The organism is Rhodococcus sp. WMMA185, from assembly GCF_001767395.1.
Classification (GTDB): Bacteria; Actinomycetota; Actinomycetes; order Mycobacteriales; family Mycobacteriaceae; genus Rhodococcus_F.
Map to the genome: position 1 here is coordinate 2,320,412 of NZ_CP017014.1, position 21,231 is coordinate 2,341,642.

The 21,231-nt window shown below is 65.2% G+C and carries 21 protein-coding genes; 8 read left to right on the forward strand and 13 right to left on the reverse strand.

The window, feature by feature from the left end:
* The first annotated feature begins 1 nt into the window (after position 1).
* On the forward strand, positions 2–568 hold the full coding sequence (locus BFN03_RS10320) for a TetR/AcrR family transcriptional regulator (protein ID WP_070378931.1): 567 nt from the start codon (positions 2–4) through the stop codon (positions 566–568).
* A 5-nt stretch (positions 569–573) separates the two neighbouring features.
* On the opposite strand, the gene era is transcribed toward BFN03_RS10320, so the two are convergent.
* From era to hrcA, 9 genes are all read right to left on the reverse strand, one after another.
* Positions 574–1,491 carry a GTPase Era gene (gene era / locus BFN03_RS10325; RefSeq protein ID WP_070378932.1) on the reverse strand — a complete coding sequence of 306 codons (918 nt, stop codon included), beginning with the start codon at positions 1,489–1,491 and terminating at the stop codon, positions 574–576.
* 1 nt (position 1,492) lies between these two features.
* Positions 1,493–1,816, reverse strand: a complete 324-nt coding sequence (locus tag BFN03_RS10330) for a cytidine deaminase (protein WP_070378933.1) — start codon at positions 1,814–1,816, stop codon at positions 1,493–1,495.
* The gene (locus BFN03_RS10335) at positions 1,809–3,122 is read right to left on the reverse strand and encodes a hemolysin family protein (protein WP_070378934.1); all 1,314 of its coding nucleotides are present in this window, start codon (positions 3,120–3,122) and stop codon (positions 1,809–1,811) included. The genes BFN03_RS10330 and BFN03_RS10335 overlap by 8 nt, the downstream gene beginning before the upstream one ends.
* A gap of 20 nt (positions 3,123–3,142) precedes the next feature.
* Positions 3,143–3,685, reverse strand: coding sequence for an rRNA maturation RNase YbeY (ybeY, locus tag BFN03_RS10340; RefSeq protein ID WP_070378935.1), 543 nt, complete (start codon positions 3,683–3,685; stop codon positions 3,143–3,145).
* Positions 3,686–3,721: 36 nt separating this feature from the next.
* Entirely contained in the window at positions 3,722–4,795 is a 1,074-nt protein-coding gene (locus BFN03_RS10345; RefSeq protein WP_070378936.1) for a PhoH family protein, read from the reverse strand.
* A gap of 107 nt (positions 4,796–4,902) precedes the next feature.
* The gene (locus BFN03_RS10350) at positions 4,903–5,664 is read right to left on the reverse strand and encodes an alpha/beta hydrolase family protein (protein ID WP_070380802.1); all 762 of its coding nucleotides are present in this window, start codon (positions 5,662–5,664) and stop codon (positions 4,903–4,905) included.
* A gap of 44 nt (positions 5,665–5,708) precedes the next feature.
* Positions 5,709–6,470, reverse strand: a complete 762-nt coding sequence (locus BFN03_RS10355; protein ID WP_070378937.1) for a 16S rRNA (uracil(1498)-N(3))-methyltransferase — start codon at positions 6,468–6,470, stop codon at positions 5,709–5,711.
* A gap of 2 nt (positions 6,471–6,472) precedes the next feature.
* A complete protein-coding gene (dnaJ, locus tag BFN03_RS10360; RefSeq protein WP_070378938.1) occupies positions 6,473–7,624 on the reverse strand; it encodes a molecular chaperone DnaJ in 1,152 nt (383 codons plus the stop codon).
* Positions 7,625–7,694: 70 nt separating this feature from the next.
* Complete coding sequence (gene hrcA / locus BFN03_RS10365; RefSeq protein ID WP_070380803.1) at positions 7,695–8,738, reverse strand: heat-inducible transcriptional repressor HrcA; 1,044 nt, start codon at positions 8,736–8,738, stop codon at positions 7,695–7,697.
* 214 nt (positions 8,739–8,952) lie between these two features.
* Here hrcA and BFN03_RS10370 point away from each other — a divergent pair, with 214 nt between their 5' ends.
* A complete protein-coding gene (locus tag BFN03_RS10370; RefSeq protein WP_070380804.1) occupies positions 8,953–9,270 on the forward strand; it encodes a type II toxin-antitoxin system VapB family antitoxin in 318 nt (105 codons plus the stop codon).
* A gap of 3 nt (positions 9,271–9,273) precedes the next feature.
* On the opposite strand, the gene BFN03_RS10375 is transcribed toward BFN03_RS10370, so the two are convergent.
* Complete coding sequence (locus BFN03_RS10375) at positions 9,274–10,539, reverse strand: coproporphyrinogen-III oxidase family protein (RefSeq protein WP_442971844.1); 1,266 nt, start codon at positions 10,537–10,539, stop codon at positions 9,274–9,276.
* Between the two features lie 354 nt (positions 10,540–10,893).
* Here BFN03_RS10375 and BFN03_RS10380 point away from each other — a divergent pair, with 354 nt between their 5' ends.
* Genes BFN03_RS10380 through BFN03_RS10400 form a run of 5 tightly spaced genes read left to right on the forward strand, consistent with a single transcriptional unit; the run spans position 10,894 to position 16,450 of the window.
* A complete protein-coding gene (locus BFN03_RS10380) occupies positions 10,894–12,621 on the forward strand; it encodes a nitrite/sulfite reductase (protein ID WP_070378940.1) in 1,728 nt (575 codons plus the stop codon).
* Positions 12,618–13,394, forward strand: coding sequence for a phosphoadenylyl-sulfate reductase (locus tag BFN03_RS10385; RefSeq protein WP_070378941.1), 777 nt, complete (start codon positions 12,618–12,620; stop codon positions 13,392–13,394). Before BFN03_RS10380 ends, BFN03_RS10385 begins: the two co-directional genes overlap by 4 nt.
* The gene (gene cysD, locus BFN03_RS10390; RefSeq protein WP_070380805.1) at positions 13,391–14,338 is read left to right on the forward strand and encodes a sulfate adenylyltransferase subunit CysD; all 948 of its coding nucleotides are present in this window, start codon (positions 13,391–13,393) and stop codon (positions 14,336–14,338) included. Before BFN03_RS10385 ends, cysD begins: the two co-directional genes overlap by 4 nt.
* A 2-nt stretch (positions 14,339–14,340) precedes the next feature.
* Positions 14,341–15,690: a sulfate adenylyltransferase subunit 1 gene (locus tag BFN03_RS10395; RefSeq protein WP_084385582.1), complete on the forward strand. Its 1,350-nt coding sequence runs from the start codon at positions 14,341–14,343 to the stop codon at positions 15,688–15,690.
* 4 nt (positions 15,691–15,694) lie between these two features.
* Positions 15,695–16,450, forward strand: coding sequence for a sirohydrochlorin chelatase (locus tag BFN03_RS10400; RefSeq protein WP_070380807.1), 756 nt, complete (start codon positions 15,695–15,697; stop codon positions 16,448–16,450).
* 16 nt (positions 16,451–16,466) lie between these two features.
* Here BFN03_RS10400 and BFN03_RS10405 read toward each other — a convergent pair whose 3' ends face one another.
* Genes BFN03_RS10405 through BFN03_RS10415 form a run of 3 tightly spaced genes read right to left on the reverse strand, consistent with a single transcriptional unit; the run spans position 16,467 to position 19,874 of the window.
* The gene (locus tag BFN03_RS10405; RefSeq protein ID WP_070380808.1) at positions 16,467–17,489 is read right to left on the reverse strand and encodes a 3-oxoacyl-ACP synthase III family protein; all 1,023 of its coding nucleotides are present in this window, start codon (positions 17,487–17,489) and stop codon (positions 16,467–16,469) included.
* Positions 17,490–17,493: 4 nt separating this feature from the next.
* Positions 17,494–18,159: a hypothetical protein gene (locus BFN03_RS10410; RefSeq protein WP_070378942.1), complete on the reverse strand. Its 666-nt coding sequence runs from the start codon at positions 18,157–18,159 to the stop codon at positions 17,494–17,496.
* Positions 18,156–19,874, reverse strand: a complete 1,719-nt coding sequence (locus BFN03_RS10415) for a thiamine pyrophosphate-binding protein (RefSeq protein ID WP_070378943.1) — start codon at positions 19,872–19,874, stop codon at positions 18,156–18,158. The genes BFN03_RS10410 and BFN03_RS10415 overlap by 4 nt, the downstream gene beginning before the upstream one ends.
* 449 nt (positions 19,875–20,323) lie before the next feature.
* Between BFN03_RS10415 and BFN03_RS10420 the strand changes: the two genes are divergently transcribed.
* Positions 20,324–21,208: a universal stress protein gene (locus BFN03_RS10420; protein ID WP_070380809.1), complete on the forward strand. Its 885-nt coding sequence runs from the start codon at positions 20,324–20,326 to the stop codon at positions 21,206–21,208.
* Positions 21,209–21,231 lie beyond the last annotated feature (23 nt).

Consider the following 21,231-nt stretch of genomic DNA (forward strand, 5'->3'; position numbering starts at 1 on the left):
TATGGCCTCGACAGACGTTCGCGACCGCGTCCTCGCAGCGGCTCTTCACATCGTCGGCACGGAGGGCATCCCCGCCGTCACGAATCGACGGATCGCTGCGACGGCCGGGGTCTCGCTCGGATCGATCACCTACCACTTCCCCACCCAGACCGACCTCCTGCGGGCCGCGCTGTCGGGGTTCGTGGCCGAGGAGACACAGCGACTCGCGGATCTGGCGGAGGAGTACCGCAACAAGGGTCTGAGCCTGGTAGATGCCGCCGCTCTGACGGAGAAGGTCGCGAAGGATCTGACCTTCTCCGCCGAGCGGATCGCTCCGTTCGAGCTGTATATCCAGGCCGGCCGCGACCACGAGTTGCAGCAGGCCGCCGCCGAGTGTTTCGCCGCGTACGAAGAACTGGCGGTGACGATCCTGGCCGCCCTCGGCGTACCCGACGCCGCGGCGATCGCCCCGACGATCGTCGCGACCATCACCGGCCTGCAGCTGCGAAGACTGGCCACCGGCAGTGGCGGCGATCACGACATCTCGGCGTCTGTGCTGCTGGTGCTCAGCGCCTCCACTCGCGCATAGTCACGCTAAAAGCCCAGGCGGCCTAGCTGTTTCGGATCTCGCTGCCAGTCCTTGGCGACCTTGACGTGCAGTTCGAGAAAGATCTTGGTGCCGAGCAACTTCTCGATCTGCAACCGGGCCTTCGTCCCGACCTCACGCAGGCGTGCACCGCCCTTGCCGATCACAATGCCCTTCTGGGACGGGCGTTCGACATAGAGCAGGGCGTGCACGTCGAGCAGTTCACCCTGCTTTTCCGTGCGGCCTTCGCGAGGGATGACCTCCTCGATGACCACAGCCAGCGAGTGCGGCAACTCATCGCCGAGGCCTTCGAGCGCGGCCTCACGAATGAGCTCGGCCATCAACGTTTCCTCGGGCTCGTCGGTGAGTTCGCCGTCGGGGTAGAACGCCGGGCCCTCCTCCATCTTCGACGCGAGAACATCGACGAGGACCTCCACCTGCTCACCCGCCGCGGCAGACACCGGCACGACGTCTGCCTCGGGCCCCAGGAGTTGGGACACGGCCAGTAGTTGCTGTCCCACGGCATCTTTGCCGACCTTGTCGATCTTCGTCACGATGCCGACGATCGTGGTCTTGGGCGCGACCTGTCGCACCTGACGCAATATCCACCTGTCGCCGGGACCGATCTTCTCGTCCGCCGGAATGCACAGACAGATCACGTCGACCTCGGAGTAGGTGTCCTGCACGAGATCATTGAGCCTCTGCCCGAGGAGAGTTCGAGGCCGGTGCAGGCCAGGGGTGTCGACGAGGATCAGCTGGGCGTGGTCGCGGTGCACGATGCCGCGGATGGTGTGACGCGTGGTCTGCGGGCGCGAAGACGTGATCGCGATCTTGCTGCCCACCAGCGCGTTGGTCAGAGTCGACTTACCCGTATTGGGCCGTCCAACGAAACAAACGAATCCGGAACGGAATTCGGTTCTGGTCATGCTACTCCTCGATCACGGATCCATCGGGTCTCGCGAAGACGACGCTCGCCTGCGCACTTACTTCGTGTAGCGCGGCGATCCCCTGGTCATCCGCGCTCGCACCGATCACGACGGCGCCCTCGAACCCCTCGGCACCACTCGATATCGCCGCCGAAACAGCGGCCTGCAGTGCAGTCAGCGTCAGCGACTTCAGCGCCACCGCCCCCGCGGAGTAAGTGCGCCCGTCGAGGTCTCGAACGGCAGCCCCTTGACCACTTCCGGTGCGGCCGAACGCTCCTCGTGCAAGTACTACGAGCTTCGCATCCTCGGCGCTCAATTCAGCCATCGTTGCTCTCCTGTGTGGCATCGTCTTCGCTCTCGTCTACGGGGATACGCTGCACGAAGACCGTGTTGACCCGAACTCTCCCGCGCACATCCGGGGAACCCTCACCGCGCAGGATCAACCCCTGGGACTCGACCTCCGATCCCGGGAGCGGAACCCTGCCGAGTTGATATCCGATCAGCCCGCCGACGGTTTCTACCTCGTCGTTGACGAGTTCGATGCCGAACAACTCTCCGAGATCCTCGATGGGCAGTCGGGCGGACACCCGGAACATACCGTCTCCGAGATCCTCGACCGGTGGTGTCTCGTCCTGGTCGTACTCGTCCGCAATCTCGCCGACGATTTCTTCGATGACGTCCTCGATCGTGACGAGTCCGGCGATGCCGCCGTACTCGTCCACCAGAACCGCCATGTGATTGCGGTCGCGTTGCATCTCGGCGAGGAGGCTGTCGAGGGGCTTGGAGTCCGGCACGAAGACGGCCGGGCGCATCACGTCGCGGACGGGGACACCGCGTCCGCCGTCACGTGAATGGTAGGTCTGCTGCACGAGGTCCTTCAGATAGACGACCCCGAGAACATCATCGACGTTGTCGCCGATCACCGGAATCCGCGAGTGCCCGCTGCGGACGGCCAGCGATGTCGCCTGCCCTGCACTCTTGTCGCTCTCGATCCACACCATCTCGGTGCGCGGCACCATCACCTCGCGGGCCGGCGTATCGCCGAGTTCGAACACCGACTGGATCATTCGGCGTTCCTCTGCAGCCACCACGCCGCTCTCCTGCGCCATATCGACGAGTTCGCGTAGTTCGATCTCGGATGCGAACGGTCCCTGGCGGAAGCCCTTACCGGGTGTGATCGCGTTTCCGATCAGGATCAGGAGGCGACTGACCGGACCGAGCACGGTTCCGATGAACTGCAAGGGAAGCGACGCGATCAGTGAGATCGAGTAGGCGTGCTGCCGGCCGAGCGTGCGGGGGCCGACCCCGATCACCACGTAGTCGACGAGCACCATGATGATCGCGGTGATCGCAAGCGCCCACGCTGGTTCCAGGAGGTCGATCAGCCCGCCGACGAGCACCACCGTCGCCGTGATCTCACACAGGATGCGCAGCAACACCATGAGATTCACGTAGCGGGGGCGATCCGACAGGATCCGAAGCACCCGCTTGGCACCGGGGCGGTCATCCTTCGCCATCTCCACGATGCGTGCGGACGAGATGGTGTTGAGAGCGGAATCGACGGCCGCGAAGATGCCGCCGAGGGGGACCAGGACGATCGCGAGGGCGATCAGCGCGATGGCGCTACTCACAGAAAACCCCTCACGTGGAGTTACTGATCCGGCGAATCGAAGAACCCGGCCTTGCCGAGCAACTTCTGATCCCGGGCAGCAAGTGCGGCGTCGATCTCGGCCCTGCGTAGATCTTCGTACCAGCCTTCGAGCAGCTGATTCTGCAGGCCGAACATCTCCTTCTCTTCCTCAGGTTCGGCATGATCGTAGCCGAGGAGATGAAGCACGCCGTGCACGGTGAGTAGCGCGAGTTCACGCCCCAACGGGTGACCGGCACGGTCGGCCTGCTCCGACGCGAAGGAAGGACACAGCACGATGTCGCCGAGCATCGACGGTCCGGGCTCCGGGGAGTCGGGCCGGCCGCCGGGCTCGAGTTCGTCCATCGGGAACGACATCACGTCGGTGGGACCGGGAAGATCCATCCACCGCATGTGGAGGTCTGCCATCGTCGCCGAGTCCACCAGGACCATCGACAGCTCGGCCGCGGGGTGCACATCCATCCTCGCGATCACGAAACGGGCAACGCTGATCAGTTCCTCTTCTGAGACGTCCATGCCCGATTCATTCGAGACTTCGATGCTCATGTGTGTCGTTTCCTCCTCGTTCCGGCGGCACTCACCCTACCGCCGTGGAGAACGCGCATGCGCAGCTCTACGTTGTGCCCGATTTCCGAACTCGACCTTCTCGTCCCGGTTCGCCTCGAAACGCTCGTACGCATCGACGATGTCGGACACCAGACGGTGCCGGATCACATCGCTGCTGTTGAGTTCGGCAAAGAAGATGTCGTCGATGCCTCCGAGGATCTCGGTGGCGGCGCGCAGGCCCGACCGCGAGCCTCCGGGAAGGTCCACCTGGGTGGCGTCTCCGGTGACCACGACCTTCGACCCGAATCCCAGGCGAGTGAGGAACATCTTCATCTGCTCGGCGGTGGTGTTCTGCGCCTCGTCGAGGATGATGAACGCGTCGTTGAGTGTGCGACCGCGCATGTACGCCAGCGGCGCGACCTCGATCACTCCTGATTGCATCAGCTTGGGAATGGCCTCCGCGTCCATCATGTCGTGGAGCGCGTCGTGCAACGGCCGCAGATACGGATCGATCTTCTCGTGCAGGGTGCCGGGCAGGAATCCGAGGCGTTCGCCCGCCTCGACGGCCGGACGGGTGAGGATGATCCGCGACACCTGCTTGGTTTGTAGCGCCTGCACGGCCTTAGCCATGGCCAGGTAGGTCTTCCCCGTGCCCGCGGGCCCCACGCCGAACACGATGGTGTGCGCGTCGATCGCGTCGACGTACCTCTTCTGGTTGAGTGTCTTCGGCCGGATCGTCTTGCCACGTCTCGACAAAATGTCCAGGGTCAGCACCTCGGCGGGCGACTCGCTGACGCCCTGCGTGAGCATCCCGACCGTGCGACGAACAGCGTCGGAACCCAGTGGCTGGCCGCGCCTGACGATGGCACCGAGTTCGGCGATGACACGTTCGGCGAGCGCCACGTCGCCTGCCTTACCCGTGAGTGTGACCGTGTTGCCTCGAACGTGGATGTCAGCATCCAAGACCCGCTCCAAGGCGCGCAGATTCTCATCGGAGGAACCCAGCAGAGGCGGGACGGCATCGGAGGGAAGTTCGATACTCGAACGCACAGTGCGTTCTGAAGGGCGTGTTGCGCCGAACGCCTCATCGATCTGGTTTTGTTCGCTCACGTGTGGAATATGGCCTACTTTCCGGTTCTCGGGGCATCGCGACGGGTGTCGTGATGAGACAAAGTCTAGCGCTGCGACACGGGTCAGCCCACCCAATTGATGGCTGATCAGAAGTGGTTAGCACCGGACATGAGCGCCGTCCGTGAGATGTCCCAGCACTGTGTGCCGGGATTGAGGAAGGCGAAGTGATCCTCACCCTCGACGATGTGCACAGCCACCGGGTCGCCTGCCGCGGCCGCGGCCTTGCCGTACCGGACGCTGACCTTCGCTGGAACCTGGGTGTCCTCGGCACCATGTATGCACACCACTGGAATTCCCACCGGGATCCTGTGGTGCGGGGACGCAGACCTGTACACGTCGGGACTCTCCTCATAGGGCACCCCGAGAAGGTCCTCGATGTATCCGATCCGACGACCCCGTTCCGCCGCCGACGCGAGATCGAGCGCACCGGCCTGCGACACCACCAACTCCGGCTGCAGACGCAGATCCGACTCACCGGCGAGCCACACCGCGAGCTGCCCGCCAGCGGAGTGACCTACCACCCGAATCCTGTTGAGGTCGAACGGAATCGGGGACCGCTGCGCCACCGGTCCCGCGATCGCCTCCAGCGCGGCGATGACGTCCGCCGACATCTCCGGCCACCCCCCGCCCGCTCCGAGTCGCCGATACTCGACATTCCACACCGCGAGTCCGTGACGCGCCAACTCGACCGCGAAGCCCGTGCCGAGGTTGAGGTGGTAATCGCCGCTCCAGAACCCGCCGTGCACGATCATCACCACCGGCACCGGCTCGGCCACCTGGCCTTCCGGCAGGTAGAAGTGCCCGAACTGCTGCGGCTCGGGTCCGTATGCGATCTGAATGCGGTCCACGGAGGACCAGGCTAGCGGTGTGGATCGGCTCATCGCGGCGGTGGTCAGGCTAGCGGCGCCGCGCCCCATCGGTCGGTGAGTACGCCCAGCGCGCCCAACGCCACCGCCGCCGCGGTAGATGTGCGCAAGACGTGCGGCCCGAGTAGTACCGGCACCGCACCCGCCTCCGTCAGCGCGGTGATCTCCTCGTCGGAAATACCCCCCTCGGGGCCGACGACCAGCACGATCTCGGCCACCGAACGCAGCGAGAGTTCGGCCAGGCTCTGCGCCGCCGACTCGTGCAGCACCGCGACGACTCCACCTCGGCCGATCACCTCACGCACCATGGACAGCACCCCCGGCGTCCGGAACGGTTCCGACACCTCGGGTACGATCGCCCGCCTCGACTGCTTCGCTGCGGCCTGAGCGGCGCTGCGCCAGCGCGCGACACCCTTGGCGACCTTGGGCCCCTCCCATCGCGCCACACAGCGCGACGACTGCCACGGCACGATCGCGTCGACACCCGCCTCGGTGGCCAGCTCGACCGCCAGTTCGGATCGGTCCGCTTTCGGAAGTGCTTGCACCACAGTGACGGTCGGCACAGGCGGGGAGATCTGACGTCGTGCGTGAACGGCCAACTCCAACCGATCCTTCGCCGCGGCCGTCACCTCGGTATCGGCGAGACCTCCGCGACCGTCGGCCAGCATGATCCGCTCCCCCACACCGATCCGGCGCACGGTCGCCGCATGCCTTCCTTCGGAACCGTCCAACACGGCGGTGTGCCCGACATCAGGTAGCGGGTCGAGAAAGAAGACCGTCGCCGCCACGGTCAGCGACCGCTGAATGCTTCACGCAGGCGTGAGAACAGCCCACCGCTGTGCTGGGACTGGGTCGACACGACCTCCGCAGTGTCGCGTTCGCGCAGGCCCTTCAGTTCCTGCAGGAGCTTCGTCTCCTTGTGGTCGAGCCTCGAGGGAATCACGACCTCGAGATGTGCGTGCACGTCGCCGCGTATTCCCGACCGCAGCTTCGGCATGCCGTGCCCGCGCAGAATGGTGACCGCCCCGGGCTGGGTCCCGGGCTCGATGGTGATCTCCTTGGGTCCGTCCATGATCGTGTCGATCGTGACGGCAGTGCCGAGAGCGGCATCGATCATCGGAACCCGGATCGTGCAGTGCAGGTCTTCGCCGTCACGGACGAACACCTCGTGCGGTTGCTCGATCACCTCGACGTACAGGTCTCCGGCGGGACCGCCGCCGGGACCGACCTCACCCTGTGCAGCAAGCCGGATTCGCATCCCACCGGCAACACCGGCGGGCACCTTCACCGTGATGTCGCGGCGGGCACGCACCCGTCCATCACCGCTGCACTTGGTGCACGGGTCCGGGATGGTCTCGCCGACACCGCGGCAAGTAGGACAGGGCCTGGAAGTCATGACCTGGCCGAGGAACGACCTCTGCACCGACTGAACCTCACCCGCACCGCCACATGTCTCACACCGCACCGGCTTCGAGTCGCCCTTGGTTCCCGAACCCGTGCAGACGTCGCACAGGATCGCGGTCTCGACAGTGACCTGCTTGCTCACGCCGGTCGCGCACTCGGCCAATGTCAGCTTGGTGCGCAGGAGAGCGTCGGCGCCCGGTTGCACCCGGCCACGCGGACCGCGACCGGCGCCGCCCCCGCCGCCGAAGAACGCCTCGAACACGTCGCCGAGGCCGCCGCCCCCGAAACCACCGCCGAAACCGCCGGCACCCCCGCCGCCGGCAGACAGCGGATCGCCGCCGAGATCGACGATGCGCCGCTTCTCAGGGTCCGACAACACCTCGTAGGCCGTCGAGATCTCCCGGAACCGGGCCTGCGCCGCTTCGTCCGGGTTCACGTCGGGATGCAGTTCCCTCGCGAGTTTGCGGTACGCCCGCTTGAGCTCCTGATCGGTCGCCTTCTTGTCGACGCCGAGCGTTGCGTAGTAGTCCCGTGCCACCTTGAGTCTCTCGTCCTTCTCTACTTCGTCATCTCACCACTGGTCGCCCGCCGCCGGGTGCGGCCGACCGTCAGCGCTCGGCGAGCACCTGGCCGATGTATCTCGCAACGGCTGCGACCGACGCGATTGTTCCCGGATAGTCCATGCGAGTGGGTCCGAGCACACCCATCCCGCCGAGCACCGTGCCTGCCGCACCGTAACCGGTGGAGATGACCGATGTACCGCGCATCTGCTCGACCTGAGTTTCCTCCCCGATCCGCACCGTGACGGTGCCCGCGTCCTGGGTGGCCGCCAGTAGTTTGAGGACTACCACCTGCTCCTCGAGCGCCTCGAGCACCGCTCGCAGCGAACCCGGGAATCCGCCGATTCCCGCGAAGTCTGCGGCATTGCGGGTCAGGTTTGCGGTGCCGCCCAGAACCAGTCTCTCCTCGGGGTGTTCCACGAGGGTCTCCACCAGCACCGTGGCTGACCGGATCACGGCGTCACGCAGACCATCCGGGGCCTCGTTGGCCAGCTCCGAGGCGGCGATCGACGCCGCCGCCAACCGTTTGCCGTCCAACGCGCCACCGAGCAGACTGCGCAGCCGAGACAGGTCCTCGTCATCGAGCGGTTCACCGAGTTCGACGATGCGCTGATCCACCCGGCCCGAATCGGTGATGAGCACCAGCAGCAGGCGGGCGGGGGTCAGCGCCACCACCTCGAGGTGCCGCACGGACGAGGCCGACAGTGTGGGATATTGCACAACCGCGACCTGCCGGGTGAGTTGCGCGAGGAGGCGCACACCACGCCTGAGAACGTCGTCCAGATCGACACCGGACTCGAGAAAATCGAGAATCGCGCGGCGTTCGGCGTTCGACAACGGCTTCACGTCGGCAATGCGGTCGACGAACTCGCGGTAGCCCTTGTCGGTCGGGACACGACCGGAACTCGTGTGCGGCTGGGTTATGTAGCCCTCGCTCTCGAGTGCCGCCATATCGTTGCGCACAGTGGCACTGGAAACACCCAAGTTGTGCCGCTCCACCAGCGCCTTCGAGCCCACCGGCTCCTGCGTGGAGACGTAGTCGGCGACGATCGCGCGGAGAACCTCGAACCGCCTGTCGTCCGTACTCGGCATCGCCATTCACCTCCAGATCTCAATAGCTACGCGCGGCCGCCTCACCGAACTCCCATTCGAATCGGCCGTCGCATTCCCCTGAGCTTTCGTGCATACGCACGTGCTTCTCGTCTCGGTCCAGTCTAATCGGCGCACCGCCGTTTCCCGCCCTACCCTTACTGTGGGGACCGAAAACGTGCAAGCGATGCGGGCGATCCAGCGGGATGACTTGGCGATGATTTTCAAAGGCGTCATGGACGGTAAGCCGTACCCGGACCACCGGCTGTCCCAACGCGACTGGTCCAAGATCCCTCCTCGGCAGTTGCGCCTCGACGAGATCGTCACCACCACCAAGGTTCTCGAACTCGACCGACTGCTGTCCGAGGATTCGACATTCTACGGCGACCTGTTCCCGCACGCCGTGCGCTGGCACGGGGTCATCTACCTCGAGGACGGGCTACACCGGGCGGTGCGTTCGGCCCTGCGCAATCGCGTCGTACTGCACGCGCGCGTCTTCGACTTCGACGAGCTACCCGGCATGGTCACCGGCTGACGCCTACTGCAGAACGGTCCGGACCACTGCATCGGCCAGAAGTCGTCCCTTGTCGGTCAGCACGAAGTGGTCGCCTTCGCGCGCCAGCAGCCCGTCGGCCACAACTTCCTCGGCGGCCCGCCGCTCCCCGGCATCGAGTTCCGCCATCGGCAGTCCCGTCCGCAGCCGGGTCGTCAGCATCACCCGCTCGACATGAAGATCGTCGGCAGTCAACTGCTCGCTTCCCCCGACCGGCAATCTGCCCGCCGCCAACTGTTCCGCATAGCGCGCCGGATGCTTGACGTTCCACCAGCGCACCCCCGAGACGTGACTGTGCGCGCCCGGACCGGCGCCCCACCAGTTCCCGCCGTCCCAGTACCCCAGGTTGTGCCTGCAGCGAGCTTCCCCCCTCGCTCCGCTCGCCAAGCGAGATTCCCCCGCCGCTCCGCTCGCCAAGCGAGCTGCACCGCCCTCCCGCGCCCAGTTCGACACTTCGTACCAGGTCAGTCCCGCATCCGTGAGGCGCGCATCGATGCGCTCGTATCGCGAGGCAAGGACATCGTCGTCGGGTGCGGGCAGTTCGCCACGGCGGACCTTCCTGGCCAGCGCCGTGCCGTCTTCGACGATCAGCGCATAGGCGGACACGTGGTCCACCCCCGCCGAGAGCACCGCATCCAGCGACGCATCGAGATCCTCGTCTCGTTCTCCCGGTGTCCCGTAAATGAGGTCGAGGTTGACGTGCTCGAACCCCGCCGCCCGCGCCTCCTGCGCCGCCGCCGTCGCGCGCCCCGGCGTGTGGGTGCGGTCCAGGACTTTGAGCACGTGCGGCGCCGCCGATTGCATGCCGAGCGAGATCCGCGTGAATCCGCCGCTTCGCAGGCAGTCGAAGAACTCTGGCGACGTCGATTCCGGATTCGATTCCGTGGTCACCTCGGCGCCGGCCGCCAACGAGAAACTCGAGCGGATCGCACCGAGGACGTCCACCAGTCCGTCGCCTCCGAGAAGAGACGGGGTACCGCCTCCGACGAATACCGTGTCGACGACCGGAGCCCCCGTCATTTTCGCGGCGAAGTCGAGTTCGCGGCGCAGCCCCTCCATCCACGACTGCGGCGATGCCGACGTGCCCAGTTCGCCGGCTGTGTATGTGTTGAAGTCGCAGTACCCGCAACGCGTGGCACAGAAGGGCACGTGCACATAGATCCCGAACGGTCGGTTTCCGATCTCCGTCAGCGCCTGCTCCGGCAGCACGAACCCTGCAGACTCCTGCCGACTGTCATCTATAGTGCTCACGCCACTCACCCCGCTAGTCTTCCAGGTGTCGGGAGCGGTTTGTTCGCCCAAGTGCCGCAATGCCCTTCAACGCGATATATCCCACACTATCGGCGAACATTCGGTGCCCGACTCTGTATCAGCGCTCCAACGTGGCACACTGGAGCGCATGATCGGACAGGGAGTGCGACTTGTGGCGCGGCGCCACGTCGACCTCAAGCGTGTCTGCAGCTGCAGCTGTATGCCCTTCGGGCAATAAATCAGCCTGTCAGCCCGTTCATTTCTTCTCGAGTTCCGGCCAAATTCGAATGCGCTGAGCGAGGATCAATCCCCCTGCCGTTCCGGCCGGTGCACAGTGAGATTCAGGAGTGCTTAATGACGTCGACCGCCGACGCATCCCCCGCTACCGCCGAGACAGCTGCCGCGCCCACGCGGACACGCACGCCCAAGCCGGTCAAGCGACGCGCCGAGGGTCAGTGGGCGCTCGGGTACCGCGAGCCGCTCAACCCCAACGAGCAGAACAAGAAAGACGACAACCCGCTCAACGTTCGGGCCCGAATCGAGAACATATACGCGCACCAGGGGTTCGACAGCATCGACAAGAGTGATCTGCGGGGCCGCTTCCGCTGGTGGGGCCTCTACACCCAGCGCGAGCAGGGCTACGACGGCACCTACACCGGTGACGAGAACATCGACCTCCTCGAGGCTGAGTACTTCATGATGCGCGTGCGCTGCGACGCCGGCGCTCTGAACGTCGAGCAGTTGCGCACCCTCGCCGGTATCTCCACAGAGTTCGCCCGTGACACCGCAGACCTGTCCGACCGCGAGAACGTCCAGTACCACTGGATAGAGGTCGAGAACGTCCCGGAGATATGGAAGCGTCTCGAGGGCATCGGCCTGAAGACCACCGAGGCGTGCGGAGACTGCCCGCGCGTCGTGCTCGGCTCGCCACTGGCAGGCCAGTCCTTCGACGAAGTGCTCGACCCGACTCCCGCGATCGAGGAGATCGTCCGCCGCTACATCGGCAAGCCCGAGTACTCGAACCTGCCGCGCAAGTTCAAGACCGCGATCTCGGGTCAGCAGGACGTCGTGCACGAGATCAACGACGTCGCGTTCATCGGCGTCAACCACCCCGAGCACGGTCCCGGCCTCGACCTGTGGGTCGGTGGCGGCCTGTCCACCAACCCGATGCTCGCGAAGCGCGTCGGCGTCTGGGTTCCGCTCGAAGAGGTGCCCGACGTCTGGGAAGCAGTCGTCTCGATCTTCCGCGACTACGGGTACCGGCGGCTGCGATCGAAGGCTCGGCTCAAGTTCCTCGTCAAGGACTGGGGAATCGAGAAGTTCCGCGAGGTGCTCGAGACGGAGTACCTCGGGCGCAAGCTGATCGACGGCCCCGCCCCCGAGAAGCCCGCACGCCCGATCGACCACGTCGGCGTGCAGAAGACTCGGAACGGCCTCAACGCGGTCGGGGTCGCCCCCATCGCCGGCCGTGTGTCCGGGACGACACTGGCGAAGGTCGCCGACGCCGCCGAGCGCGCGGGCAGCGACAAGATCCGCTTCACGCCGTACCAGAAACTGATCATCCTCGACGTCGCCGACGACAAGCTCGAACAGCTGATCACCGATCTCGACGAGATCGGTCTTCCCGCCCGTCCGTCGCACTGGCGCAGGAACCTGATGGCCTGCTCGGGCATCGAGTTCTGCAAGCTGTCCTTCGCCGAGACCCGCAAGCGCTCGCAAGTCCTCGTTCCGGAACTCGAGCGGCGCCTGGAAGACATCAATGCTCAGCTCGATGTGCCCATAACCATCAATATCAACGGCTGCCCCAACTCGTGCGCGCGTTCACAGATCGCCGACATCGGATTCAAGGGACAGCTCGTCGACGACGGCGAAGGCAACCACGTGGAGGGCTTCCAGGTCCACCTCGGCGGCAGCCTCGGCCTCGACAGCGGCTTCGGCCGGAAACTACGCCAGCACAAGGTGACCGCCGGAGAACTCGGCGACTACATCGACCGAGTCGTCCGGCAGTTCGTGAAGCAGCGGGGCGAGGGCGAACGCTTTGCTGAATGGATCGTGCGCGCTGACGAAGGAGACCTGCGATGACCGCGACAAACTTGACAACAGCTAGCCAGGAGGACCTTCGGCGGATCGCTGCAGAGGGCGCGGCGAGCCTCGAAGGCGCCACAGCGCAGGAACTACTGCAGTGGACCGAGGACACCTTCTCGGTCGGGGCGAGCGCAGCGACGGGGGATAATTACAGCGCGAGCGCAGCGACGGGGGATCGAAACGGCTACATCGTGGCGTCGAACATGCAGGACGCCGTACTCGTGCACCTTGCCGCCCAGGTACACCCCGGGGTGGACGTTCTGTTCCTCGACACCGGCTATCACTTCGCCGAGACCATCGGGACCCGCGACGCGGTGGAGCAGGTGTACGGCGTGAACGTCATCAACGCGAAGCCTGAGGCGTCTGTGGCCGAACAGGACGCCGCGGAGGGTAAGGACCTCTTCGCCCGCGACCCCAACCGGTGCTGCGCATTGCGCAAGGTTGCGCCGTTGAAGAAGACTCTCGCCGGCTACCAGGCGTGGGTCACCGGCGTCCGGCGGGTGGAGGCCCCGACCCGCGCGAACGCTCCCTTGATCTCGTTCGACGAGGCTTTCGGGCTGGTGAAGATCAACCCGATCGCCGCGTGGTCGGACGACGAGATGCAGGCCTACATCGACGAGCACTCGATTCTGGTGAATCCACTCGTCGACGAAGGCTATCCGTCCATCGGGTGCGCTCCGTGCACCAGCAAGCCTGCCCCCGGCAGTGATCCACGCAGCGGTCGCTGGGCCGGTAGGGCCAAGACAGAATGCGGGTTGCACTCCTCATGACAATCGACATCTCCCCCTCCCCGACCTTGGCGCGGCCACGGCTCGACGGATCCCAGTTCGACACCCTCGACGCCCTCGAATCGGAAGCGATCCACATCTTCCGCGAGGTGGCGGGCGAATTCGAGCGGCCCGTGATCCTGTTCTCGGGCGGCAAGGACTCGACGGTGCTGCTGCATCTGGCGATAAAAGCGTTCTGGCCGGCACCGTTGCCGTTCGCGTTGCTGCACGTCGACACCGGCCACAACCTGCCCGAGGTCCTCGCTTTCCGCGACCACGTCGTGTCGAAGTACAACCTCCGCCTGCACGTGGCGAAGGTCGAGGACTATCTAGCCGACGGTCGCCTCACCGAACGACCGGACGGAATCCGCAACCCCCTGCAGACCGTCCCGCTGCTCGACGCCATCGCCGAGAACCGCTTCGACGCCGTCTTCGGCGGCGGACGCCGCGATGAGGAACGTTCCCGCGCCAAAGAGCGGATCTTCTCGTTGCGCAACGCATTCGGCCAATGGGATCCCAAGAAGCAGCGCCCGGAGCTGTGGAACCTGTACAACGGCAAGCACTCCCCCGGTGAGCAGGTTCGGGTGTTCCCGCTGAGCAATTTCACCGAGCTCGACATCTGGCGCTACATCGCCCGTGACGACGTGGAGCTCGCGAGCATCTACTACGCGCACGAGCGCCCGGTGTTCTCGCGCGACGGCATGTGGATGACCCCGGGTGTGTGGGGCGGACCCAACGAGGGCGAGGTGCTCGAAAACCGGTTGGTGCGCTACCGCACCGTCGGCGACGGCTCCACCACCGGCGCTGTGCTGTCCGAGGCCGCCGACAACGAGGCGATCCTCGCCGAGGTCGCGGCATCGCGCCTCACCGAGCGCGGCGCCACCCGCGGCGACGACCGAGTTTCCGAAGCGGCCATGGAAGACCGCAAGCGAGAGGGCTACTTCTGACCATGAGCGATCTTCACGAGCGGAGCCTGCGAAGCGAGAATCAGCCCGAGCGGAGCCTGCGAAGCGAGACGCAACTGCTGCGTCTCGCGACGGCGGGCAGCGTCGACGACGGCAAGTCCACCCTGGTAGGCCGGCTGTTGTTCGACACGAAATCGGTTCTCGCCGATCAGATCGACGCCGTCACCCGCGCGTCAGTGGACAAGGGACTGTCCACGCCCGATCTCTCGCTCCTCGTCGACGGCCTGCGCGCCGAGCGCGAGCAGGGAATCACCATCGACGTGGCGTACCGGTACTTCGCGACCCCGCGCCGCTCGTTCGTGCTCGCCGACACCCCGGGGCACGTGCAGTACACCCGCAACACAGTCTCCGGTGCGTCCACAGCGCAGCTGGTGATCCTGCTGGTCGACGCCCGTAAGGGCGTCGTCGCGCAGACCCGCAAGCACGCAGCCGTGCTGGCACTGCTCGGCGTTCCCAAGCTGGTGCTCGCGGTCAACAAGATCGACCTCGTCGAGGACCCGGCAGTTGTGTTCGCGGACATTTCAGCCGAGTTCAACTCCCTTACGCGGTCGCTGGGCTGGTCGCCGGAAGACGTCCTCGAGATCCCGGTGTCCGCACTCAACGGCGACAACGTAGCCGAGCGCTCGGTGAACACGCCGTACTACGACGGTCCGACGCTCATCGAGCACCTCGAGTCTGTGCCGGTGGACGCCGAACCGCATCGGGTAGGCCTTCGATTCCCCGTGCAATACGTGATCCGGCCGCGCACAACCGAGTTCCCCGACTACCGCGGTTATGCCGGGCAGATCGCTGCCGGCGAAGTGCGTCCGGGCGACGAGATCGTCATCCTTCCGTCAGGTGTGCGAACCACGGTCGAGCGGATCGACACGGCCGACGGAGAATTGGATGTCGCGCATGCGGGCCGCAGCGTGACCGTCGTACTCGCCGACGACGTGGACGTCTCCAGGGGCGACGTCATCGTGTCGGCTGCCGATGCACCGGAGCCGCTCGGCGAGTTCGACGCCACTGTGTGCTGGCTGGCCGAGAAGCCCCTGCGGCCCGGTGCCCGGCTGCTGCTCAAGCACGGCACGAAAACGACGCAGGCCATCGTCGGCTCGCTGGCCGAGCGCCTCGACGAGCAGGAACTCACCTCCGATCCCAGCCCGGAGTCATTGGAACTCAACGAGATCGGAAAGATCTCCGTTCGGGTTGCCGAGCCGATCGTCGCCGACGACTACACCGTCAATCGGCACACCGGCAGCTTCCTCTTGATCGACCCGGCAGGCGGCAACACTCTCGCCGCAGGCCTGGTCGGGGACGCCATCTCCGCGGTGGAACTCGGCAACCGCGTCTGATGTGATGACCCCGCTGATCGCTGTCGCCCACGGCAGTCGTGACCCACGCAGTGCGCAGGTGGTGACGGCTGTCGTGTCGGCGCTTCGCGAGCGGCGCCCGGACCTCGATGTCCGGCTGTGTTTCCTCGACCTCAACGCACCCTCCGTAGACCAAGTCCTCGACGCGGTCGCCGCCGAGGGACACACGTCGGCGGTGGTGGTCCCGATGCTGCTCGGCAGCGCCTTTCACGCCCGCGTCGACCTTCCCACGCTGCTCGACGGCGTCCGGCTGCGCCATCCCCACCTGCATGTCGAACAGGCGGAGGTGCTCGGCCCGGACCCACGGCTGATCGAAGCCGTCCGCGACCGTATCGTCGAAGCCGTTGCCGGGGCAGGGGACTCCGGGCTCGGTGTGATTCTCGCTGCCGTCGGCTCCTCGAACCCGGCTGCGAACGCTCGAACTCGAGCAATAGCCGAGTCCGTCGTAGCGGGAACCCCTTGGTCGCACAGTGTCACTTGTTTTGCTACCGCAGCCGAACCAAGCGTGCAGCAGGCGATCTCGGCTGTACGACGGGCGGGTGCCGATCGAATCGTGGTTGCGCCCTGGTTTCTCGCACCGGGACTGCTCACGGACCGCCTCGGCCGCGCTGCCGAATCCTACGGACCCGACATCACCTACGCCGCGACCATCGGACCACACCCCGGATTGATCGACGTCATGCTTGACCGCTACACCTACACTCTCGCTGCTCTACGGGACTATCACGCACTGTCGGCCTGAGGTCGGGATCGTCGAGTCACGCCCCCACCGGAGCTGCGCCCCAGCGGATCGCTCCGGCGCCCGCAAAATCCCCCGCATGGGCGAATGCCGACATCATCACGAGTGACCCGTTAGCTATCCGGCCGGCCCTGTTCTCGGTGTCGAGGGTCACGGGTATCGCGGCGCCGAACAGGTTCCCACATTCGTCGAACGTGTCCGGATGGCGTTCCACCGGGAGTTCGAGGGCCTCGCGCCAATTCCGGAGGAACAGTCGATTGGGCTGGTTGGTCACCAGGGTGTCGATCGCGGACGGTGCGATGCCGATCTGCTTGCACACCGCCATCGCGACCTCCGGGACGAGGCGATTCCCCCTGGCAAAGATCTTCGCGATCTTCGATTCAGTGAAGGCGATACGGAATTGGCCCGTGCCCGGCTCCCAGTACTTGCGGGGTGGATCGACCACGCCGGTCATGTCCCCGGCAAACTCCGGGTAGGTGCGGCACTCCAGTCCGAGTACCGGTGCGTCCTCCGACTTCGCCAACAGACACGCGCCGGCGCCATCACCCGGAATTGCCGATTCCGGCCGTGTGCGCACGTCCGACTGTGTGCAGAACTGACCGGCGCCGTTCTGCACCGACACGATCAACGCGCTCGACGCATCGGAAGTCTGCATGATCTGACGGGCCAACTTGATCATGTACACGAACGCAGCGCAGCCGCCGTTGTGCAAGTCGACCACCCAGTCGGGAGTGATCCCCAGCCGGCGCGCGAGGTCTCCACCGGAGCCCAGGACGGGAACATCGGGCAGTTGAGTGTGGGTGATGAGGATGTCGACGTTCGATACGGTCTCCGAACCTTGCCGTTCGATCAGCGGAGCGACAGCGCGCTCAGCCATGTCGACGGCCTTCTCATCGGTTGCGACGTGGTGGCGGTATTTCGGCGACCGGAACATGACGTTGTGCGCCAAGCGGTCGGAGGCAGCATATCGGGCGAAATAGTCTGCGCTCACACGGTTCTCGGGCAGATAGCTCGCGATGTCGATCAGGCTTACCGTGTCCATCTCTTCACTCACTCATCCAGGTCGGGGTCACCGGCAGGTTGTTGGCCCATCTGTACTCACATATCGCCTTGAGATTGCTCATCTCGAGTTGGTGTCCGGGTGCGAACGTGTCCCAGAGGTCGCCCACCCACTCGGTGCGCCCCTCCGGCGCCGTCTCGGGATATGGATTCTCGTCATAGAACGGGTGATGACAATTCGTCCACAGCACGACCGATCCGTCGACGTCGAGCACCGTGCGCGCGTCGAGTACCCGCATCAGATACACCATCCACAGGTGTTTTCCCTGATCCCAGGCACAGTGGTAGTCGACGGTCCTGGCATCGGCGTGCGCCACCGTTCGCAAGTAAGTGGCACCGCCCAGGCGGTCGGTCGCAAGCCACAGTCCGGGTTCGTCCGTCCGATCAAATCCGCGCAGACTGTACGTCCACTCCTCGAGGCTGAGGGTGTGGGAGAGATATAGGAACACCTCGTCCGGTGGGCAGTTGACGTAATCGTTGACAGTGCAGTACTTCCCGAAAATCTGTTCGTGCGGGTACACCGATCGCATCCCATCGACGATCATCGGCATGATCGCCTCCCGGTCGTGGGTTTCGATACGGACGAGTCCGGGCAGGTCGGCGGGGAGGTCGGATAGCGCCGTGCCCGCTTGATTGGAGGTCTGGTTCGTCATCGGCGTACTCCATGTCGAGACAGGGACGTCCCGGTCGGGTGCTCGGTGGGCAGGAAAGCCCGGAACGGTGGCAACTCGTCCGCGTCACAAGAGACTTCGATGACCGCAGGACCCGGCGAACCCATCGTGGCCTGCAACGCGTCCATCAGCGCGGAACTCGACTCGACGGTGTACGAGGGAAGCCCAGGCAGCAGCTTGCCTACACCCGCCGCGATGTGTGCGGGACGGAACCGGCTGTAGCTGTATGCGCCCTCGAAGTACACCTGCTCTCGGGTCACGCACATCGCGTGTGCGTTGTTGTTGAATACGACGAACGTCACCGGCACGTCGTACTCGACGGCGGTGTGGATTTCGAGGCCGTGCGCGAAAAACGCACCGTCTCCGGCGATCGCGATGGTTCGCCGCTCGCGCGAGAAAGCGGAACCGATCGCCGCACCGAAGGCATAACCCATTCCTCCCATGCCCAGCGCGACGACGAACCGGCCATCGACCGCCACCGGAAGGTGATGCACCACTGCGGCACAGGCGTTTCCCGCGTCCGCGAACACGTCGACACCAGCGGGCAGTACCGTGGCGATCGCATTCACCGCGTCCCGGTAGTGCAGGCCCGACGTTTCGGCGGCGGGTACATCGAGCGGGGTCGGATCGCGCTGTGCGAGAAGCACAGGCGACGCAACAGGTCCGATTTCGTCGACGAGCCGACGCAGCGTCGCACGCAGGTCTCGCGTGTACGTGTGCTGCGCCCGCGTGAACGGGGACGCGGAGCCGACGCTGTAGACCAGGGTCTTCTCCATTGCAGCCTCGAGGCCGCCGCCCGCCATCACAGGCAGCCTGCTGCCGACGATCAGGCAGACGCCGGAATCTTGCAGTGCATCGACGACGTCCTGATTTCCCATCGCTCCAGTGACACCCAGCCGACCCGGCGCAAGCGGATCGACGGCGTCCTTGGCGTCGGGGGTGACGGCTGTCTGCGCACCGAGTACGCGCGCAAGTTCGCCGAGTTCGGTCCGTGCGTCCGCCCTTGCGACCTCGTCACCAGCCAGGATGACGATTCGTCCGTATTCGTCGCGAAGCCTGTCGGCCAGGTGTGTCACATCGGGTGCAGTGCGCAGTGGCCACGTTCGGATCTGTTCGAGACGTTCGGGAAACAGCCCCACATCGCGTTGAACATCTTTGGGCAACAGCAGGACTGCCGGCCCACCACGGTGTGCCGCCGAGAGCGCTTCTGCGAGTTGGCGCTCCACGTCGAGTGACGACTCGACGCGCGCGCAATACAACGACACCTCGCCGAACAACCGCGACGCGTCGATCGTCCCCGCCTGCCCACTCGTATCCTGGAATGCGCCTGCTCCTTCCAGCGTCATCGGTGGCTGGCCGACCAACGCGAGAATCGGAATGCGGGAGGCAAACGCCTCACCGAGTCCGGCAACGAGGTTGAGCGCTCCCCCACCGGACGTCGCCGAGACCACACCCAGGCGGTTCGACGTCCTGGCATAGCCGTCGGCCATCGTCGTGGCGGAGAATTCATGCTTGGCGACGACACCCCTCACGGCTCCCGAAAGGTGAATCGCGTCGTACAGGTCCTCGATGTTCGCCCCGCCCACACCGAAGACATGACCGACCCCCTCTCGAGCCAGTGCCGCGACGATGTAATCCACGACGCGCATGCTCCTACGGCGGTCGGCAGTCCTCGGCTCGTCATACGGGGTGTTCATTGGCAAACTCCCATGTCACGGATCGATACGCGTCCGAACTCGACGTCGTCGATCGTCTTCGGGTCACCCATCTCTTTTTCAGAGCAAATCAGGAGGCCCGCAATCCATAATGCACGCGAGAGATGCAGCGAGCCTCGAGCCTCCTCTCACGTACTACGGGTCGGCCGCCAATCTGGTGGATCGGCACTTGCCTGCAGTGGCTGAGCCCCCGCATTAGCTGAGGACGAGCGCGGCCGGTGACCACGAATCAGGGCGACTGAGAACAACCAAACCTGCGCCGAGCACATATCGCCACACGGTGCAAACGCCCTGCCGGTTCACCACTGCCACAAGGTGCTTCGAGCTGTAGCCACGAGATTGCTGCGAGCCGCTGGTGGAGCGTCCAAGATTTGCCCCTGGCGCACACAGCCCTCCTGGACCAAACTGGAATGGAGGCGGTGAATGTGATTATGACCACAGCACAGATCAGGCGCGGGATCGTAGCAGGCATCGACGGATCGGAGGGAGCGCTAGAGGCCGCGGCATGGGCCGCCTCCGCCGCGCGGTGCTTCGACGAACCTTTACGGCTAGTCCACGTTCTCCCGAAACATCCGAAAACCGACGACGCGATCGACGAGGTCGACGCTGATTTTCACCCCGGCGTCGAGAAGTTACTCGATGCCGCGGAGCAGGCGGCGCTCGATGGATACCGGAATCTCACCATCGAGCGAAACATCGAATCCGGCCCGCCCGCCCGCACGTTGGTGGGATTGTCCAAGTCGGCGCGCATGGTTGTGCTCGGTCCGGCCGCTACCAGTGAGATGAGATCGGTGTATGTCGGTTCCGACGTCGTCCGGGTATCGAACAACGCTGAGTGCCCGGTTGCCGTGTGGCGCGGCATCCAGGGCAACCAAGTCCGCGCCGGACGACCCGTCGTCGTGGGCGTGGACGGTAGCGAACTGAGCCACATGGCCGTTGCTCACGCCTTCGAGTTCGCCGCATTCTTCGGCGCGCCGCTCATCGCAGTGCACACCTGGTCCGAACACTCGACCCTCGGTGCGTGGTATTCGGAGGAAAGGCGATTCACCGACTGGCAACCGCACGCACAACAGGAAACTGCCCTGCTGGCCGAGAGCCTGGCCGGATGGAGCGAGAAGTACCCCGACGTCGAAGTGACCCGCTGTGTCGAGCGGGGCAAACCGACGAGAGTGCTCCTCGAACACTCAGTCGACGCACAACTGATGGTGGTCGGCAGCCACGGGCGTACCCCGTTCACGGCCTCCATCATCGGTTCTACAAGTCAGAGCCTCATCCACCACGCTCGGTGCCCGGTGCTCATCTGCCGGAAGGCATGAACACGGATTTGCAACCCGGACCC

Coding starts and splice junctions, on each gene's coding strand:
- BFN03_RS10320 (WP_070378931.1), top strand. CDS start 2: ATGGCCTCGACAGACGTTCGCGACCGCGTCCTCGCAGCGGCTCTTCAC.
- era (WP_070378932.1), bottom strand. CDS start 1,491: ATGACCAGAACCGAATTCCGTTCCGGATTCGTTTGTTTCGTTGGACGG.
- BFN03_RS10330 (WP_070378933.1), bottom strand. CDS start 1,816: ATGGCTGAATTGAGCGCCGAGGATGCGAAGCTCGTAGTACTTGCACGA.
- ybeY (WP_070378935.1), bottom strand. CDS start 3,685: ATGAGCATCGAAGTCTCGAATGAATCGGGCATGGACGTCTCAGAAGAG.
- hrcA (WP_070380803.1), bottom strand. CDS start 8,738: ATGCCGAGTACGGACGACAGGCGGTTCGAGGTTCTCCGCGCGATCGTC.
- BFN03_RS10370 (WP_070380804.1), top strand. CDS start 8,953: ATGATTTTCAAAGGCGTCATGGACGGTAAGCCGTACCCGGACCACCGG.
- BFN03_RS10380 (WP_070378940.1), top strand. CDS start 10,894: ATGACGTCGACCGCCGACGCATCCCCCGCTACCGCCGAGACAGCTGCC.
- BFN03_RS10385 (WP_070378941.1), top strand. CDS start 12,618: ATGACCGCGACAAACTTGACAACAGCTAGCCAGGAGGACCTTCGGCGG.
- cysD (WP_070380805.1), top strand. CDS start 13,391: ATGACAATCGACATCTCCCCCTCCCCGACCTTGGCGCGGCCACGGCTC.
- BFN03_RS10395 (WP_084385582.1), top strand. CDS start 14,341: ATGAGCGATCTTCACGAGCGGAGCCTGCGAAGCGAGAATCAGCCCGAG.
- BFN03_RS10400 (WP_070380807.1), top strand. CDS start 15,695: ATGACCCCGCTGATCGCTGTCGCCCACGGCAGTCGTGACCCACGCAGT.
- BFN03_RS10405 (WP_070380808.1), bottom strand. CDS start 17,489: ATGGACACGGTAAGCCTGATCGACATCGCGAGCTATCTGCCCGAGAAC.
- BFN03_RS10410 (WP_070378942.1), bottom strand. CDS start 18,159: ATGACGAACCAGACCTCCAATCAAGCGGGCACGGCGCTATCCGACCTC.
- BFN03_RS10415 (WP_070378943.1), bottom strand. CDS start 19,874: ATGAACACCCCGTATGACGAGCCGAGGACTGCCGACCGCCGTAGGAGC.
- BFN03_RS10420 (WP_070380809.1), top strand. CDS start 20,324: ATGACCACAGCACAGATCAGGCGCGGGATCGTAGCAGGCATCGACGGA.